At 61.7% G+C, this 16,443-nt stretch carries 16 protein-coding genes; 5 read left to right on the forward strand and 11 right to left on the reverse strand.

All coding sequences use genetic code 11. From position 1 onward, the window contains the following. Positions 1-51: 51 nt before the first annotated feature. The 3 genes from AC5ZGW_RS30740 to AC5ZGW_RS30750 form a co-directional block, all read right to left on the reverse strand. Entirely contained in the window at positions 52-1,863 is a 1,812-nt protein-coding gene (locus tag AC5ZGW_RS30740) for a coiled-coil domain-containing protein (RefSeq protein WP_130229023.1), read from the reverse strand. A 951-nt stretch (positions 1,864-2,814) separates the two neighbouring features. Next, the gene (locus AC5ZGW_RS30745; RefSeq protein WP_130229022.1) at positions 2,815-3,441 is read right to left on the reverse strand and encodes a transglutaminase-like cysteine peptidase; all 627 of its coding nucleotides are present in this window, start codon (positions 3,439-3,441) and stop codon (positions 2,815-2,817) included. A gap of 333 nt (positions 3,442-3,774) precedes the next feature. Continuing rightward, positions 3,775-4,392, reverse strand: coding sequence for a PilZ domain-containing protein (locus AC5ZGW_RS30750; protein ID WP_130229021.1), 618 nt, complete (start codon positions 4,390-4,392; stop codon positions 3,775-3,777). Positions 4,393-4,730: 338 nt separating this feature from the next. Between AC5ZGW_RS30750 and AC5ZGW_RS30755 the strand changes: the two genes are divergently transcribed. From AC5ZGW_RS30755 to AC5ZGW_RS30765, 3 genes are read left to right on the forward strand one after another with little or no spacing between them, the layout of a single operon-like run. Then, the gene (locus AC5ZGW_RS30755) at positions 4,731-5,591 is read left to right on the forward strand and encodes an FAD binding domain-containing protein (RefSeq protein WP_463327948.1); all 861 of its coding nucleotides are present in this window, start codon (positions 4,731-4,733) and stop codon (positions 5,589-5,591) included. A gap of 3 nt (positions 5,592-5,594) precedes the next feature. Continuing rightward, positions 5,595-6,077 carry a (2Fe-2S)-binding protein gene (locus tag AC5ZGW_RS30760; RefSeq protein ID WP_130230166.1) on the forward strand — a complete coding sequence of 161 codons (483 nt, stop codon included), beginning with the start codon at positions 5,595-5,597 and terminating at the stop codon, positions 6,075-6,077. Next, entirely contained in the window at positions 6,074-8,332 is a 2,259-nt protein-coding gene (locus AC5ZGW_RS30765; protein WP_130230164.1) for a xanthine dehydrogenase family protein molybdopterin-binding subunit, read from the forward strand. The genes AC5ZGW_RS30760 and AC5ZGW_RS30765 overlap by 4 nt, the downstream gene beginning before the upstream one ends. A 201-nt stretch (positions 8,333-8,533) precedes the next feature. On the opposite strand, the gene AC5ZGW_RS30770 is transcribed toward AC5ZGW_RS30765, so the two are convergent. Beyond that, on the reverse strand, positions 8,534-8,911 hold the full coding sequence (locus AC5ZGW_RS30770; RefSeq protein ID WP_130230162.1) for a VOC family protein: 378 nt from the start codon (positions 8,909-8,911) through the stop codon (positions 8,534-8,536). Between the two features lie 410 nt (positions 8,912-9,321). Between AC5ZGW_RS30770 and AC5ZGW_RS30775 the strand changes: the two genes are divergently transcribed. Continuing rightward, positions 9,322-9,813, forward strand: coding sequence for a hypothetical protein (locus tag AC5ZGW_RS30775; protein WP_130230160.1), 492 nt, complete (start codon positions 9,322-9,324; stop codon positions 9,811-9,813). A 131-nt stretch (positions 9,814-9,944) separates the two neighbouring features. Here the strand turns inward: AC5ZGW_RS30775 and AC5ZGW_RS30780 are convergent, their stop codons facing one another. From AC5ZGW_RS30780 to AC5ZGW_RS30805, 6 genes are all read right to left on the reverse strand, one after another. After that, positions 9,945-10,268, reverse strand: coding sequence for a hypothetical protein (locus AC5ZGW_RS30780; protein WP_207231157.1), 324 nt, complete (start codon positions 10,266-10,268; stop codon positions 9,945-9,947). Positions 10,269-10,429: 161 nt separating this feature from the next. Beyond that, entirely contained in the window at positions 10,430-10,882 is a 453-nt protein-coding gene (locus AC5ZGW_RS30785; RefSeq protein ID WP_130230158.1) for a hypothetical protein, read from the reverse strand. 141 nt (positions 10,883-11,023) lie between these two features. Further along, the gene (locus AC5ZGW_RS30790) at positions 11,024-11,833 is read right to left on the reverse strand and encodes a hypothetical protein (protein WP_130230156.1); all 810 of its coding nucleotides are present in this window, start codon (positions 11,831-11,833) and stop codon (positions 11,024-11,026) included. A gap of 407 nt (positions 11,834-12,240) precedes the next feature. Next, the gene (locus AC5ZGW_RS30795) at positions 12,241-12,759 is read right to left on the reverse strand and encodes a hypothetical protein (RefSeq protein ID WP_130230154.1); all 519 of its coding nucleotides are present in this window, start codon (positions 12,757-12,759) and stop codon (positions 12,241-12,243) included. A gap of 222 nt (positions 12,760-12,981) precedes the next feature. Next, positions 12,982-13,422, reverse strand: coding sequence for a hypothetical protein (locus tag AC5ZGW_RS30800; RefSeq protein WP_130230152.1), 441 nt, complete (start codon positions 13,420-13,422; stop codon positions 12,982-12,984). A 124-nt stretch (positions 13,423-13,546) separates the two neighbouring features. Next, positions 13,547-14,500 (reverse strand): tripartite tricarboxylate transporter substrate-binding protein, encoded by a 954-nt coding sequence (locus AC5ZGW_RS30805; protein WP_130230168.1) that lies wholly within the window; start codon positions 14,498-14,500, stop codon positions 13,547-13,549. A gap of 410 nt (positions 14,501-14,910) precedes the next feature. Between AC5ZGW_RS30805 and AC5ZGW_RS30810 the strand changes: the two genes are divergently transcribed. Further along, complete coding sequence (locus AC5ZGW_RS30810) at positions 14,911-15,309, forward strand: hypothetical protein (protein ID WP_130230150.1); 399 nt, start codon at positions 14,911-14,913, stop codon at positions 15,307-15,309. A gap of 65 nt (positions 15,310-15,374) precedes the next feature. Here AC5ZGW_RS30810 and AC5ZGW_RS30815 read toward each other — a convergent pair whose 3' ends face one another. Then, the gene (locus tag AC5ZGW_RS30815) at positions 15,375-16,427 is read right to left on the reverse strand and encodes a glycosyltransferase family 4 protein (RefSeq protein WP_130230148.1); all 1,053 of its coding nucleotides are present in this window, start codon (positions 16,425-16,427) and stop codon (positions 15,375-15,377) included. Between the last annotated feature and the right edge of the window lie 16 nt (positions 16,428-16,443).

Genomic DNA, 16,443 nt, shown 5'->3' on the forward strand with positions numbered 1-16,443 from the left:
ACCAACTGCAGCAGCCAGCGTCATCATGTGGAACGCAACAATCTCATCCGCTCACCGGGGCAACGCGTCGAGCCGGTCCTTGGCTTCGCGAATACCGCCGCTGTGTGCCTTCGCGTAGAACTCTCGCGCCTTGGCCGCTTCGCCGCGTGTTCCATAGGTGCCCCAGGCGGATAAAACCGCGGGATCATATGTCTCCGCGAGCATAAAACTTGCCCGCGCATTGTCGTTCTCGGCGGCACGCTCGAGCACTATCCTTGCTGCGCCGATATTGCCCTGGCCGAGCAACGCACTGGCGCGCGCGATCAATCGGGCCGCCTCCGTCTTGTCCTGGTCTGCGGCTGTTGGGGGCTCCGATACGGCGGCTGCCACGGTTTGTGTCACCGGCACTATCGGGCCTTCAATTGCGCGGCCGACGGTCACGCTCTCATCGACGGGGCGCCGCGCCGATGCAAGATCCCGTGCCATGGCTTCGGTTCTGCTCCGCTCCTGCTGCAGAGACTGCCGCAGTTCCGCAATCTCTCGCTCCGCTGCCTGTCTCTGCTGCGCGGCTGCATCGTTCGCCTTGCGCGACTGTACGTCCCTAGCCTCGATCTCGCGGCGCGTTCCGGTAAGTTCGTTTGTGAGCGCCGCGGCGCGGGCCTGCGCCTCTTCGAGCGCGCGACGTTGTTGCTCGGCGCTTGCCGTTGCCGCGTGCGCGGTCTTGGCCTCCTCCACGATACTGGCCGTCTTTTCCCGCTCCTGCTGCAGCGATTGCCGCAGTTCCGCGATGGTGGCCTCCGCCGTCTGCTTCTGCTGGACGGCTTCATCAACTGCCTTCTGCGACTGCGTGGCCTTGGTCTCGATCTCGCTGCTCGTTCCGGCAAGCTCACTCGCGAGTGCCGCGGCACGCATCTGCGCCTCGTCGAGCGCGCGGCGTTGCTGCTCGGCGCTCGCCGTCATCGCCTGCCGCGCCGCGCCGACCTCCTGGGTGAGGGCGGCGGTCTTTTCCTGCTCCTGCTGCAGCGACTGTCGCAGTTCCGCGATCTCGCGCTCCGTCGTCTGTGTCTGTTGCGCGGTCGCATCGTCAGGGTTGGGCGACTGTATGTCCCGGGTCTCGGTCTCGCGGTGCGTTCCGGCAAGTTCGTTCGCAAGCGCCGCGGCGTGGGCCTGTTCCTGTTGAAGCGACTGGCGCAGCTCCTCTGCTGCAATTTCCGCAGCCTCCCAGCGCTGTATCGCATCGTGCTGAAACTTGCTCGACAGCGCCAGCATCGTCTCCAAGTCGCCGCGGACTTTTGTGAGTTCGACTGTCAGTGCGGCGGATCTGTCGCGTTCTTGGTCAAGCGACCGCTGCAATTCCGCGGACGTGGCCGCCGCAGGCCCGCCCGCCGGTGCGTCCCTGTACGAAGTCTCATCGTCGAGTGCTTGGCGACGCTGCACTGTGCCCGCCAACGACTCCTGTCGTGAAAGATCGGTCTCCTGCATGAGGACTGCCGTCGTTCCGCGCTGAACGAGCGTTTGCCACCCGGCGACCTCAGGCTTCAGCCCGACGGCGCGCCCGGCTTCGACCGTCTTCGAAATTTCGGTTCCGCTGAATTGGTCGAACACACCGATCAGCGCAGCAGCAACGAGGATTGCGGCGATCAAAGAACCCGCTAACCATTGGCTCGCACGACCGATCTGGAGCCGACCGCTCGATCGATCGTCTTGAAACACATCCTCGGTTATCGGGTACCAATGCGCTGGCGCGATTCTGATGGGATGCCCATTTTTCCAAACCCATTCGCTCGCTTCACGTGACCAATGAGCGACATCAAAGGCCCCGGTCGCACTCTCGACCCAGATATCCTGTCCGTCCCTTGGTGCAGTATCAATTGGCCGGCGCATGTATGACGCCTTCGCATGTCTTCGTATTCAATCAGACCACGTGCAATCGGACTGTCGCCGCAGCAATTCGAGCGGTCGCGGCACCCCTAATGTCGCAAGGAGAAAAACATCATTTAAATATAATTTAAAGTCAAATTAAATCACGCAGATCTCGGCGCGGGCTGCTGAGCTGTGCGTCCGGACGCCGGCTTGGCGGCTTCAGGCCGCTGACTGAGCCTTGGAATTCCAACGGAAAGGTGCGCCGCCAGATATATTGCCGTGAAACCAAAGTTCCATCGGTTGGCGTTTATTATTATAAAAATGGCATTTAATTGTTTAATGAAAAGAAAGAGGTAATAAATATTGCCACCCCGAAGGTTGCTTTTATTGGGCTGGCAGTATCAGGGATTGCGACCGCCAGCCTTCGCGGGACAAGCGGTCATTTCCTGCAATCAATGGCGCCTCAGCTAGGCGCTATCGTGCGCAAGCCCGCCAAGCCGCCTGGTTGAGTCCGGCAGCATCAAAGCACGGGTTCGCACGGCGATGGTTGGCACGGCGGGGCAGACGCATCTAGCTGGCGCCATCGACCCCCGAGCCAAGGCGGCCAGCGCCAATCATGTCAGCGCAAGCGCAACAAGGCCGGAGCACAACAGGACGATCCCCGCAATGGTGACGGCGAGAAAGCTGTAAGAGGCAAATTCTTCACGCATAGCGCACCTCAAAAAGCAGTCCCCGCAATACCTTCTGATCGTCGTTCTCCAGCACCCAACACCAACATAGTCCGCGCCCGTTTCCGCAGAATTTCGATCAACCGGAAAACGGTTTCGTCACCCGTACCGATTGTTTCGTGATCGTTACACACGTGCGGGCCAAAAAGGTGCGGCCAGGCTTTGGGGGAAGCCTGGCCGCGCGCGAACCGGTCTGGGACGGGGAGGGGTGGGGATGTGACCGGGTCGCGTGTTCGATGGTCCCTTATTGCCGCGAGCTGGCGGTGGCGACCGCCGGACGGTTGTCGCCGAGCGAGACCCAGACGTTAGGGTCGCTCTGCGACTGCCGCTTGACGAAGCGGTAGCCGGTTGCAGTCCAGGCGACGACGTCCTCGTTCTGGTTGTCGAGGATGAACTCGCCCTTGTCGGTCTTCACGGTCAGCACAGCGTGGCCTTCGCCTTTCTTGTCGCGCACGACAGTGATCAACAGCGCCTCGCGCGGCCAGCCGGCATCGATCAGCATCTTGCGCTTCAGGAGCACGTAGTCCTCGCAATCGCCGTAGCCGTCAGTCGGCAACGACCATTTCTCGATCACGCCCCAATGATCCATGTCGGTCATCGGCTTGATGGTCTCGTTGACCCATTTGTTGACCCGGAGCAGATCGCGCCACGCCGTCTGCGACAGCACGATGTCGCGCGGTTGTGTCGCGCCGCCGCGGCAATCGACCGGATTGTCGGCGCAGAATTCGACCCAGCCGATCGGCGAACGCGTGGTGTCGCCGAGGCTGGCATAGACCACGTCGCCCGCTTTCGCCGCGACGCTGGTAGTGACGCTTAGTCCGAACAGGATGGCGGCAACCGCCCATCCTTTCCCCTGTCCCCTGAAAACCATTGTGGCCCCCGTTTTTCTCGTTGGGACCACGTTTCGCACAAAGGTTTTGCGGTGCGGCTAAGTCAGCAAAGGTGATTTGACGTGAATGCAAGTAAAGCTAGCAGCGAATTCGATCTATACTTGAAGCAAACTCGACTAAAATTCGAGACAACTGCAATTGATTCAAATTTTACGCATTAACATCCTGACGCTATGCCAGAAGGTCTTTTGCGTCTCCAAATCCGCCCGCGTTAACCGCGTGCAGTGGGCGCCAGACGAGGCAAAGGCGGCGTCCGCCATCGCGGATGCCGCCTCGTTCGAGCTGAAAATCAGGGGATTTGAGCCTCGCGCGCTTTACCGCGCGGTAACTGCGTCTTCGAGCGTCTCGGCGGCCTGCTCGTGGACGAACTCCAGCGCGAAGCCGTCGTCGAGGTTTCGCACCACGCGCGACTGCACGCGGCCGAGCATCACCAGCGATTTCACCGGCGGCCGGTTCTCGGCGGCGATCGCAGCACCCGACAGCGAGAGGTCGATGATGCGGCAGGTCATCTTGCTGCCGTCCTCCAGCGTGAGCAGCGCGATCGGATTGCGCGGCACGATACGGTCGTGGCGGCGGTCTTCCGGCAGATTGAGGATGTCGCGGTTGGCGAGCCAGGTGAGCTGCGCGGCGAGCTTGTCGCGCTTGCGCGGCGTCGAGACGATGGTCATCGCAAAGCCGTTGTCGATGATGCGGGTGATCTTGCCTTCGACGCGGCCGATATGGTCGAGATAGGCGATCACGCGGTCGCCGACATTGCCGATGCCGGGCGCCAGCAGCGCGAGCCCGCCGGGCGACATGTTAATAATCTGGCAAGGAAATTCGCGGCGGTCAGGCAGCATGTAGCGGCCGAGCAGGTGCACCTTGACGCGCTGGAAGCGCCGCCGTTCCTCCTGTGCCGGGAAGACCGTAGGTTTCTTTTGTGCAAACGACATCACCGCCACCCGACAACCGGCCTTCCGGCGCGGCACGACCCTACGGCTGACAGGGTTAATGAGCGGTTAGCCGCGGTTGCATCAAGTATGGGCACGCACGCGACCGATGGGCGCAATCCGCGCCGCCGGCGAGCGCTCGCGACCGCGCGGATCGTGACCGTTTTGTGTGAAGGCGGCGGCTTACTCATATACAAATTCTCTTTGCGCATGGGGGCCCGCCACTTCGTCCGGGCTCGGAGGCTGTTCCGATGGCAAGCCGGCGTGTAGTCTGCTCGCGAGGCCCCGTAGAGGGCAGGCAACGAAGAACGAGGGAGGCATCGGACACGAGCATGACCGATATCCGATACGTCGCGCCGCAGACGCTTGATGAAGCGGTCGGCGCTTATGCCGCGGCGGGCAGCGCCGCGCGCATCCTGGCCGGCGGCACGGATCTCCTGGTGCAGATGCGCTCGGGCGCGGTGCAACCGGGTCTGATCGTCGACATCAAGAAAATCAAAGAACTCACTGCCATCGAAGAACTTTCCGATGGTGGTTTCCGCTTCGGCGCTGCGGTGCCGGGCGCCGTGCTGGCCGAGCATCCGCGCTTTGGCAAGATTTGGCCCGGCGTGTTGGAGGCGGTGAACCTGATCGGTTCCACCCAGGTGCAGGGCCGCGCCTCCGCCGGCGGCAATCTCTGCAACGCCTCGCCGGCCGGCGACAGCGTCCCGGCGATGATCGCTGCCGGCGCCGTCGTCACCGTGCAGGGCCCAAGCGGCCGCCGCGAATTGAAGGTGGAGGATGTTCCCGCCGGCCCCGGCCGCACCAGTCTCAAGCCGGGTGAGATCCTGGTCTCCTTCACGCTGCCGCCGCGCCCCCCTCGCTCCGGCGACGCCTACCTCCGCATGATCCCGCGTACCGAGATGGATATCGCAGTCGTCGGTTGCGGCGTCAGCCTGACACTGAAGGACGGCGTCTGCACTCACGCCCGCGTCGGCTTAGGCGCCGTGGCGCCGACCGCGCTGCTGGTCGCGCCGGCGGCGCAGGCGCTGATCGGCTCCCGCCTCGATGACGCCGCGCTGAACGCCGCCGCCAATGCCTGCCGTGCCGCCTGCCGTCCAATCGACGACAAGCGCGGCACCATCGCCTACCGCACCCAAATCGCGGGCGTATTGCTCAAGCGCACCGTGAAGATCGCCGCAGAACGCGCGCAAGGGAAATGACAAATGGCAAAGCTGCACGTCTCCACCACCGTCAACGGCGAGCCCTTGGAATTCCTCTGCGAGCCCTTTGAAACCATGCTGGACGCGCTGCGCAACCAGCTCGCGCTCACCGGCTCCAAGGAAGGCTGCGCCTCCGGCGATTGCGGCGCCTGCTCGATCACGCTGGATGATCGATTGGTCTGTTCGTGCCTGATGCTCGCCGCCGAAGCGGAGGGGCGCGAGATCAGGACCATCGAGGGCATGGCGCGCGGCGGCCGCCTGCATCCGCTGCAGGAGAAATTCCTGGAGCAGGCCGCGCTGCAATGCGGCATCTGCACCTCCGGCATGCTGGTCGCCTCCGAGGCGCTGCTGGCCAAGAACCCGGACCCGAGCGAGGAGGAAGTCCGCTTCTGGCTCGCCGGAAATCTCTGCCGCTGCACCGGCTACGACAAGATTGTTCGCGCGGTGCTTGAGACCGCCGCTGAAATCCGGGAGGCCGCGCAATGAACATTGTCGTCAACAACAAGTGGATCGGCCAGCGCACCATCCGTCCCGATGGCGTCGACAAGGTCACGGGACGCGCCGCGTTCGCCGCCGACACCACCATGCCCGGCATGATCTGGGGCAAGGTCCTGCGCAGCCCGCACCCGCATGCGCGCATCCGCTCGATCGACACCTCCAAGGCGGAAGCCTTGCCCGGCGTGAAAGCCGTCGTCACCTCGCGCGACGTCGTCGATTTCCCGCTGGATAAATCCGTCATGCTCGGCATCCAGGACATGCGCTGGATGTGCCGCAACGTGATGGCCCGCGATAAGGCCCTGTTCCCCGGCCACCCCGTCGCTGCGGTGGCCGCCACCACGGAAGCGATCGCCGCCAAGGCCTGCGAACTGATTGAGGTCGATTACGAGGTGCTGCCGTTCTCGATCGAGATCGAGGATGCGATCAAGCCTGACGCCCCGATCCTGCACGAGTTCAACAAGTTCGAAGGCAAGCCGTCGAACATCGTGGGCACCCTCGAGCACAAGAAGGGCGACATCGAAGAGGGCTTCAAACAGGCCGATATCATCATCGAGCGCAGCTTCACCACCCGCCCGGTGCACCAGGGCTATATCGAGCCGCACGCCTGCCTGATCTCGGTCGCCGCCGATGGCAAGACCACGATCTGGAGCTCGAGCCAGGGCCAGTTCATGGTCCGCGCGATGACGTCGATGCTATCTGGCATCCCGCAGAGCGACATCCGCGCCATCCCCGCCGAGATCGGCGGCGGCTTCGGCGGCAAGACCATCGTCTATCTCGAGCCGCTGGCGACGCTCTTGGCGAAAAAATCCGGCCGCCCGGTCAAGATGGTGATGACGCGCGAGGAGGTGATGCGCGCCACCGGCCCAACGTCAGGCTCGAAGAGCACAGTGAAGATCGGCGCGAAGAAGGACGGCACCATCGTCGCCGCGCAAGGCACATTCTATCTGCAGGCCGGCGCCTTCCCGGGCTCGCCGATCCGCGGCGCCGCCGGCTGCAGCTTCGCGCCCTACGACATCGCGAACGTGCTCTCGGTCGGCTTTGATGTCTGCTCCAACCGCTCCAAGGTCGCGGCCTATCGCGCGCCGGGCGCGCCGATCGGCGCCTATGCGGTGGAATGCGTGCTCGATGAGGTCGCCGAAAGCCTGAACATGGACCCGCTCGACTTCCGTCTGAAGAACGCGGCGAAGGAGGGCACCAAGGCCGCGCACGGCCCGGTCTTCCCCCGCATCGGCTATATCGAGACGCTGGAAGCCGCCAAGAACTCGCCGCATTACAGCACGCCAACAGGCAAGTTGCAGGGCAGGGGCGTCGCCTCCGGTTTCTGGTTCAACGCCGGCGGTGAATCCTCCGCGCAGGTGAACATCACCGAGGACGGCAACGTCGTCGTCACCACCGGCCATCCTGACATCGGCGGCTCGCGCGCCGGCATCGCCAATGTCTGCGCCGAACTGCTCGGCATCGACTATCGCCGCGTCTCCGTCATCATCGGAGACACCCAGACCGTCGGCTTCTCCAATCTCACCGGCGGCAGCCGCGTGTTGTTTGCTTCCTCGATGGTGGTGACGCAGGCGACCGAGAAGGTGATCAACACTCTGCGCGAGCGCGCCGCAAAGATCTGGGAGATCGATCCCGAAGCCGTGAAATGGGAGAACGGCGCCGCGCATCCTGCCAGCCCGAACGCCGGCCAGTTCGAGCCGCTCACGCTCGAACAGCTCGCCGAGAAAGCCCCTCAGCAGGGCGGTCCGATCGGCGCCGGCGTGCAACTCAACACCCAAGGCGCCGACGGCGGCTTCGGCACCCATATCTGCGACGTCGAGGTCGACATCGAGCTCGGCATCGCCCGTGTCATCAGATACACGGCGGTGCAGGACGTCGGCCGCGCCGTCCATCCCGGCTATGTCGAAGGCCAGCTCCAGGGCGGCGTCGCGCAAGGCATCGGCTGGGCACTGAACGAGGAATACATCTACCGCAGCGACGGCAAGGTCGATAACCCCGGCTTCCTCGACTACCGCATGCCGGTCTGCTCCGACCTGCCGATGCTCGACACCATCCTGGTCGAAGTCCCGAACCCAAAACACCCGCAAGGCGTCAAGGGCGTCGGCGAAGTGCCGCTGGTGCCCGTGATGGCGGCGGTCGCGAATGCGATCTACCGCGCGGTGGGCAAGCGCTTTTACGCCCTGCCGATGTCCCCGCCGAAGGTGCTCGCGGGTTTGGACGAGCCGGTGCAGCAGGCGGCAGAGTAGCTGGGGAGGGCGGTCAATCCGCTCGCACCGTCATTGCGGCCACCGGGTCGGCGCATAGCGCCGCCCGATGACAGGCTCCGCGAAGCAATCCATTTCACCGCTAGTGGAGAGATGGATTGCTTCGTCGCTTACGCTCCTCGCAATGACGCTGCGGCTATCATGCGCGTAGGATGGGTAGAGCGGAAGCGAAACCCATCAACCTTACGGCATCCGATGCACGGCACACAGCTTGTTGCCGTCATGATCGCGCAGATAGGCGATATACATCTTCATCCCGTTGCCTTCGCGGATGCCGGGCGGGTCCTCACAGGTCGTGCCGCCATTGGCAAGTCCCGCTGCATGGAATGCATCGACCGCCGCGGGCGACTCCGCATTGAAGCCGATCGTCCCGCCATTGGCAAAGGTCGCCGCCTTGCCGTCGATCGGCTTCGACACCGAGAACGTCCCCGTCTTCGTGCGCCAGAACACCCGATGCCGGTCGACAAATCCCGGCCTCACGCCGAGCGTGCCGAGCAGCGCGTCATAAAACGCCTTGGACTTGTCGAGGTCGTTGGTTCCGATCATCACATGCGAGAACATTCTACCTGTCCCTCCCGTTGCGCGACGTTCATTCCGCTGCGACGCCGCTTCGCAGAAGATGTTCCTAGCAGAAGGTTGGGCGGGGATGGAAGTCCGGGACGGGTGCCGGGCGGCGCAATCGAGACGTCCGCCGGGCGGAATAACCTTCTGCTTTCGCCGCACAAGCAAAGGCGAAAGGCGCGATCCGCGGGCGCGAAGACAGCGGATGACGCTAACGCCAACCCGCGCGCTCTCCGCAAGGCTTGCCGATCCGAAAGCGCGCGATGTCGTCAGTCAGGAGCGAGCGCGTCCTGCTTTCAGAAGACGCGGTCTCGGCGCGCCACGTTTGGACAGCACTGCTGCCTCAATATCCCTCCCGCTCCCCTCCCGCCGGTGGCGCCTCAAGAAAAGCCCAGCGCGAAGGGAACCGGATGCGCAAGATCGCAATTCTAGGCCTGCAGGCACATAGCTGCGGCAAGTTGACCCTTGCACAACAACTTACAAAGGGTGCGAAAATGCCACGGGTGAACCAAGCTACAAAGCAGGCGCGTACAACCAAAGCCGCCGCCGTAACGGCGTTCGGTACAGCGGGCCTCGGTCTTTCGCTGGCGGGGAGCGCGTCTGCGTCCGCGATACCCACCGCTGACATCCCGCAGTCCGACGACTTCTCGCCCAATCAGCGCCTGGTCCTTGGTGAAGAGGAAATGGCCGACGTCAGTCTCGCCACGTTCTATCTGTTCGATAAGGAAAACGCCGACCCCGGCGTGCAACTGGCCGCCGTTGTCGTTCGCGGCTGCCGAGGTTGCGGTGGTTGCCGCGGCTGCCGCGCCTGCCGTGGCTGCGGAGTAGGCTGGCGTGGCTGCGGTGGCTGTGGAGGTTGCGGCGGCTGCTGCGCCCGCTGGGGCCGCTGCCGCTGGTGCTAGGTTCACGACCTCACCGCTAAACGACAAAGCTTGACGAACTGCCGGGCGGCGCCGTCCGCCCGCAAGTCGGCGACGATGTTCCGCGTCGCCGATCGGCAGCGTTTGGCAAATCCTGAAAGGCCCGCGCACGGCTATCGAACGACAGCCGCCTCGCCGATCCACCGACCCTCCCAGAGATAAAAGCGATCCGTCGCTCCGAGCGCTTGCGCCGCCTCTTCGCGACACAAGAACACGAAACCCAGCCGCCTCCGCTCGCCCGGCATCATGGCGCGTTCGAGCAGCGGATAACCATCCCAGCCCTCATCAACACTTCTGTCCTTGGTGCACGGGCAGCCCCAGCCAAGACGAACCGGCCCAGTCCTTCCACCTGCCTCGACCGGATAAAGATAGAGGTCCGCAATCAAGTCAGGCGTTACGGAGTGCAAGGCTTCGCGGAATGCGATCTCGCGTGTCACAGCCACACCTCAACGCGTAGGGCGGATCAGCCACCGGGTCCGCGCTTCGCGCGGCCCGATGACAGGCTCCGCGTAGTCCGCCGTTCACGTACCACAAAACGGCGGATCACGTCTTCGGCTGATCCGCCCTGTGAGCTGCGACGCAGCTTCGCAGGAAGGTCTTAGTTCTTGGCGGGGCACTTGGCCCGAATCTCTCCGAGAAGCTTTCGCATATTCTCAAAGTAAATTTCGTCGAGAGCCGGGGGCATGTCTTCGCAGATGTATTGGTGATGGTACTTGATCTCTTCATCGAAGCTTTTTCGCCATTCCGGCTTGTCGAATGCTTCCAGCATCTCGTCGTACGCAAACAGCAGATGCGCGACGTAATTTTTGTATTGGGCGAGTTTCTTTCGGTCTGCCTTGATCTCCAACAGATCAGGCTCAGCGTATTCCGGGTGCCGCAACGCAGATTCGCTGTATGACATGTAGACTTGGCGGGCAGCCACTTCTTTGAAGTTCTTGCTGATGAAGTAGACTTGAGCAACGACGATGACGAAGGCGAAGCCAGCAATGACCGCGGATGCGATTTGCGCCCAGTTCGACTTCGGCCGATTGTTCTCAGATTGAGCGGACATATTTAGACCAAGGTGGAGTAGATAGGGGGTGAGTGAAGCTAGCCTCCGCGTAGTCAGCGGATTGGCGGGGGGGGGAGGAGAGGCAGTCCGTAGGGCGGATTAGCGCAGCGTAATCCGCCGGTCACATCCGAAAAGCGGACCCTATGAGCAGCCGCCATCCAACCTGCTATCCACGACCTTGATGTCGCTCCCGTAATCGCTCGGCAAGAACGGTCGCTTAATAGGCACGGCAGCGAGTTTAGTGGCAGTCACGCGGAATAGAACGAAACTTGCGCAACCGCCATTACCGATGAACGACTTCATCTCGTCATCCAGTTCAGCATTTCGGTACGAGACCGCGTCAAACGGATAAGGACCAAACGCGTATTTATAGCTACCATCCTCAGTGGGCCCAGCCTCCCTGGGGCGAATGCCCACAATGAGGCGATACTTCGCGCGATCTGCTTTCTGCGTATATCTCTCGACGTCGATGTCGTCGCGGGACAGGCTAAAGGAAGCCGCCTCAGCGGTCTTGATTGCTGCCCAGGTGTTGAAAGAGGCGGTTTCTCTTGATGCGGGATCAAAGCCGGAAATATGTCCCTCGGCCTTGCTCCAATAGGTGGTGAAGCCCGTTATCAGGGCAGAGATGATGGTAGCCAGGAACGGGAGCAAGATGGCTAATTTCTTCCAACGGTCGGCCTCCACCTCAACCTTCGTTTTTTCATTTTCCGGTATGAGCGTTTCCGGAATGACGATATCCGCAACTATCTCGGTTGGAGGACGTTGGATCACCCAACGTATCATGGGAGGGCCAAGAAGTTTTTCCCAGTTCTTGGAATCTACCCGATTCCCATTGACGTAGACGTTCTTCACATCGGCTGACGGGATGCCGAGCGCGGGACAATGCCATGCCTTCTTCGAAGGATCCCAATCGTCTTCTGTCAGTCGCGTTGAGAAAGCGATCTCAGGCATGTCGGCCACTCCAGCAACCCGCTGAAAAACACGAATCGGTTTGCAATTTCCTGCAACAAGCGGAGGTTGATGAGTGCGAGAGCATGCCGGCCTTGTCAAGCATTCGTGCCGAATGTCGGCCGTGTCGGGGGTAGCTCTGTCGGTGGGGGCGACTGTTGGAGGTAAGATCTGCGCGGCTATGGGAAGGCGGAGGCAGCCGCTATTTGCGATCCAGATACCAAGTACCATCCAACTCCGGCGGCGGAGTCTGCCTGTAAATTGCCGCAGCGAAAACCGGCGTCGTCTGTAGAGTTAGCGCAGCGTCATCTGCCGTCCACGTGCCGCAAAGTGGCGGATTACGCCTTCGGCTAATCCGCCCTAAGCGCTGAAGTGGCACGAACAGGGGCGCAAATACGCGGCTGACGGTTCTATCCGCGATTCCGCCAATTCGCGTTGCCAGACGGGAATTTCGCCTGCCGGATAGCGCTTTCGATCTCTCTGAGCTCCAAAGTGAAGTGCTTGATCCTACCGGAGAGGTCGTCGATTTCCGCCGGTGTTATTGGTCTCGTGTGATATGGCAATGTTCCGGCCTCGGGAAGCCTTGTTCGCAGCATGATGTAGACTTGGTTCTCTACGCTGCGTCCAATTGGATTGTGCAATAGCTCATTTCGCTCCTCGGCGAGCGCGAGATAGATTTTCAGCGCATCCCGCAGACGAACGCCAAGATCATCCGCTATGAACGGGCTGATCTTGGCAAGTTTAGTCAACACCTCTCGTTGCGTGCGAGTCGCCTTAAAGAAGCTGAAAACAGTAACGGCAATGGTAGGCGTTGTATCGGTTAGATGTCCAAAGATCCAAGCAAGAACCGACTCGGCATGCGTCCAGTTGTTGGAGCATCGGCCAATTGCAGAGGCCATAATTGGATCGTCGTCAACTGGATGCGACATCGGCGGTCCCAAACTCGACTCGGGGAGTACGTTAGCACGTAGGGCGGATTGGCGCAGCGTAATCCGCCGTTCACGTGCCGCAACGTGGCTACGAGTTGTGCCGTTGGTACAAGCTCCCCTTCCAAAGTACGCAGGGCGATAGACTGGACACGCCCTCGGCACCTCGACAATCGAGAAAGAAGCTAGTGCGTTCTCTTGAAGCCAAGGGAGAAGGCTTGCAGGTTATCCATATTTGGTCTTCAAGTGCGCAAGCGCTTGCCGACAAAGAGTTAGGACGTCGATCTGCTCACCCTTGAATTCTATTCTGATAACGTCGGGCGCATCCGAAAAACTTGTGCCATCGCTAAAATATGAGCCATCTGAAAACGCTGCGCCGCGGCCGATCTTGAAATCCTCCACGGAGAGCCCCTTTCTTGAGCCGCGATCCAGTTCAAAATGTTTGCTCGAGTTTGCTATGTCCGCTAAGGCTTGAAATTGTGGAAAGCCAGCTTCAACTTCATCTCTGATTATCGACGTTCTTTGTCCGCGCTGTACGGCTAGACAATCGATAAAGTGGAAGAGTGCTGTTGCAGTAGACCACGCCCTACGTATCGACGTTGGCTCCGCAGCGAACTCATCGAAATTCGGTTGGCATATTTGCTCAATATATCGTTGAGGGGTCATTTCTCGATCTAATTTCCAATCCTGGAATCGTGAGTAGGCGATAAGGCGGATCAGCCAACCGCAATCCGCCGCTGTTTCGCATCAAAGCGGTGGGTTACGCTTCGCTAACCCACCCTACATTACCTCAATCCGCGAACTGCCCCGCCGCCTCGATGATCGGCTTCCACCGGTCCACTTCGCTCACCAGCTTCACCTTCAGCGCTTCGGGCGTGGCTTCGTCCTGGGCCACCGGCTCGGTGTTGATCTCGTTGAAGCGCTTCACCAAGTCCGGGTCGCGGAGGGCTTCCTGCAGCGTCTTGGATAGTTTTCGCACGATCTCGTCGGGCGTGCCCTTGGGCGCATAGAGGCCGTGCCACGCGCCGACTTCAAAACCCTTCAGGCCGGCTTCATCGGCGGTGGGCAAATCGGGCATGGAGGCGAGGCGGGATTTGGTGGTGATGGCGTAGCTCTTCACGAGCTTAGAGGCGATCGGGCCTGTGGTGTTGGTGGTCTGGTCGCAGGTGAGGTCGATCTGTTTTGCGATCAGGTCGTTCATCACGGGCGCGTTGCCCTTGTAGGGCACGGTGAGCACCTGCTTGTCGATGGCGGTCATGAACAGCATGCCGCAGAGATGCGAGGCGGCGCCCAGGCCTGCATTGCCGAAGGTCATCTTGTCGCCGTTCGCCTTGATATAGGTGATCAGCTCGGCGAGATTGTTCGGCGGCAGGTCGGGGCGGGCGATGATGGTCATCGGCGCGTTGGTGACGAGGCCGATCGGCGCGAACGCCGTCTTGGTGTCGTAGGGCAGCTTGCGGTATAGCGTTGCCGCCGTCGAGATGCCGATGTGGTGGACCAGCAGCGTATAGCCGTCGGGCTCGGCGCGGGCGGCGCGCGCGGTCGCAATCGTGCCGCCGGCGCCGGTGGCGTTCTCGACGATGATGGTCTGGCCCAGGAGTTTCGACATCGATTGCGCCGTCATCCGCGCCACCGTGTCGGTCGGCCCGCCGGCCGCAAACGGCACCAGCAGGGTGATGGGCCGGGCCGGATAGGTCTGCGCGGAGGCCGCTGAGCTTGCCATCGCGAGCACAGCGGCAATCATGGCCAGTCGTTTCAAGTCGTGCCTCCCTTTGAGCTTGTTCTTCGTTGGTCGTGCATCTCTACACGTTTTGCGCTGCCGCACAAAAGTGAAAGATGTCGCGCGGTACGGCCGGACCAGGCGCTCGGCAGAACTATTGACTTAGATCAACAAAAGGTCCGCCAACTCGTCGCACTCGGATACTGCGCAAAAGCGATTCGAAAGGCCACGTCGGGGTGCTACGCCCGTCCGCGACGAAGAGACGATTTGGCGACAATTCCACGTCCGATCGAACGGGCTCCCGGTAACCTACAGCATGATCCGGAAAAGTGGAGACCGGTTTTCCGAAAGATCATGCTCAAACAAAGAGCGAGAGCGGGATGACGGTTCGAAGAAAAGTCATCACGCTTGTAACCATTTAATCGGAGAGTCTCATGAGAACCTTCAATCGATTGGTGCTGTCAGTCCTTCTCGTCACGCTACCGGCCGCGACCCAGGCTGCGGATTTGAACGGAGCCTGGACGATCGACGCCTCGGCCTGCGGTGACGTGTTTACCAAAGAGAATAACAGGCTTGCTTTCAAGCCAGATGCCGATCTCCACGCGGGCGGCATCATCGTCCAGGGAAGGCAGATCACCGGCACATTTGAAAAATGCACGATCAAGTCGTTGCACGATGATGGATCGAATGTGCGAATGATTGCGGCGTGCTCGGACGGCGTCGCGATTTCGGACGTAGAGTTCGACGTGAAAATCTCCGGAGAGAACAAGATCACCCTCAGCTCCAAGCAGCCGGTGCCGGTGGAAATGCCGTATGTTCGCTGCTCCATGTGAAGTCGGCGCGGCGGCGAAGGTTGAACGACGAGCCGGGCGTCCGGCGCAAGACACCCGCCCTGTGCTCACTGGGCTGCAAGGCCGTAGGCGGGCTTCATTCGCGCGAGCGCTTCGTAATGACGGAGATATTCCTTCGCCATCCGCTCGGAGGTGAACCGCTCCTCGAACCGCGCGCGCACTTTGCGGCGGTCGAGTTCGCCGAGCCGGCCGATTGCTTCGATGGCTTCAGCTTCGCCGTCCACGACGAAGCCGGTGATTCCGTCGTCGATCACCTCCGGCACCGAGCCGGAGCGGAAAGCGATGACCGGGGTGCCGCAGGCCATCGCTTCGATCATGACGAGGCCGAACGGCTCGGGCCAATCGATCGGAAACAGCAGCGCCGAGGCGCTGGCCAAAAATTTCTGCTTGGTCTCGTCATTGACCTCGCCGGTCAGCCGCACCTTGTTGCCATCGATCTGGGGTTCGAGCCGCTCCTTGAAATACGCGCGTTCGCCGCGCGGCACTTTCGCCGCGATACGAAGCGGCATGTTCGCGGCGCGCGCAATGCGGATCGCGACCTCAGGCCCTTTCTTCGCGGTGAGCCGGCCGAGAAAGGCGAGATATCGGCCTTCGTCGAAGGAGGGGCGGAACAGGTCGGCAGGCAGCCCGTGATAGACGGTGCCGATCCAGTTGGCCTCGCGCAGCGCCGTGTTCTGGTTGTTCGAGATCGAAACGTAGGGCGCTTCGGGAAACAGGCGCGCGACATCGGCAAGTCCCGGAAGATCCAGCCGTCCATGCGTGGTCGTGAGGAAGGGCACGCCGAGGCGCTTCAGGAGCGGCAGCGGCAGCCAGTCGATGTGAGCGTGGATCACGTCGAACTCGCTTGCGCGCCGCGCGACGGATTCCAGAAGCACCGTCTGGGCCGCCACAGGGTCGACGCGCGGCCGGCCAAGCCGCAAGGCGCGCGGGCAGGCAGGCACTAGCTCGGCCAGCGTTTTTGAATCGCCGCTGGCAAACAGCGTCACCTGATGTCCGAGCTTGACCAGTTCGTCGACCAGCCATGCAACGACGCGCTCCGTGCCGCCGTAAAGTTTCGGGGGAATGCTCTCAGCCAAAGGCGCGATCTGCGCAATCCGCATGTTGCGTCCGAATCCA

The sequence above is a fragment of the Bradyrhizobium sp. Crot121 genome (assembly GCF_059512385.1).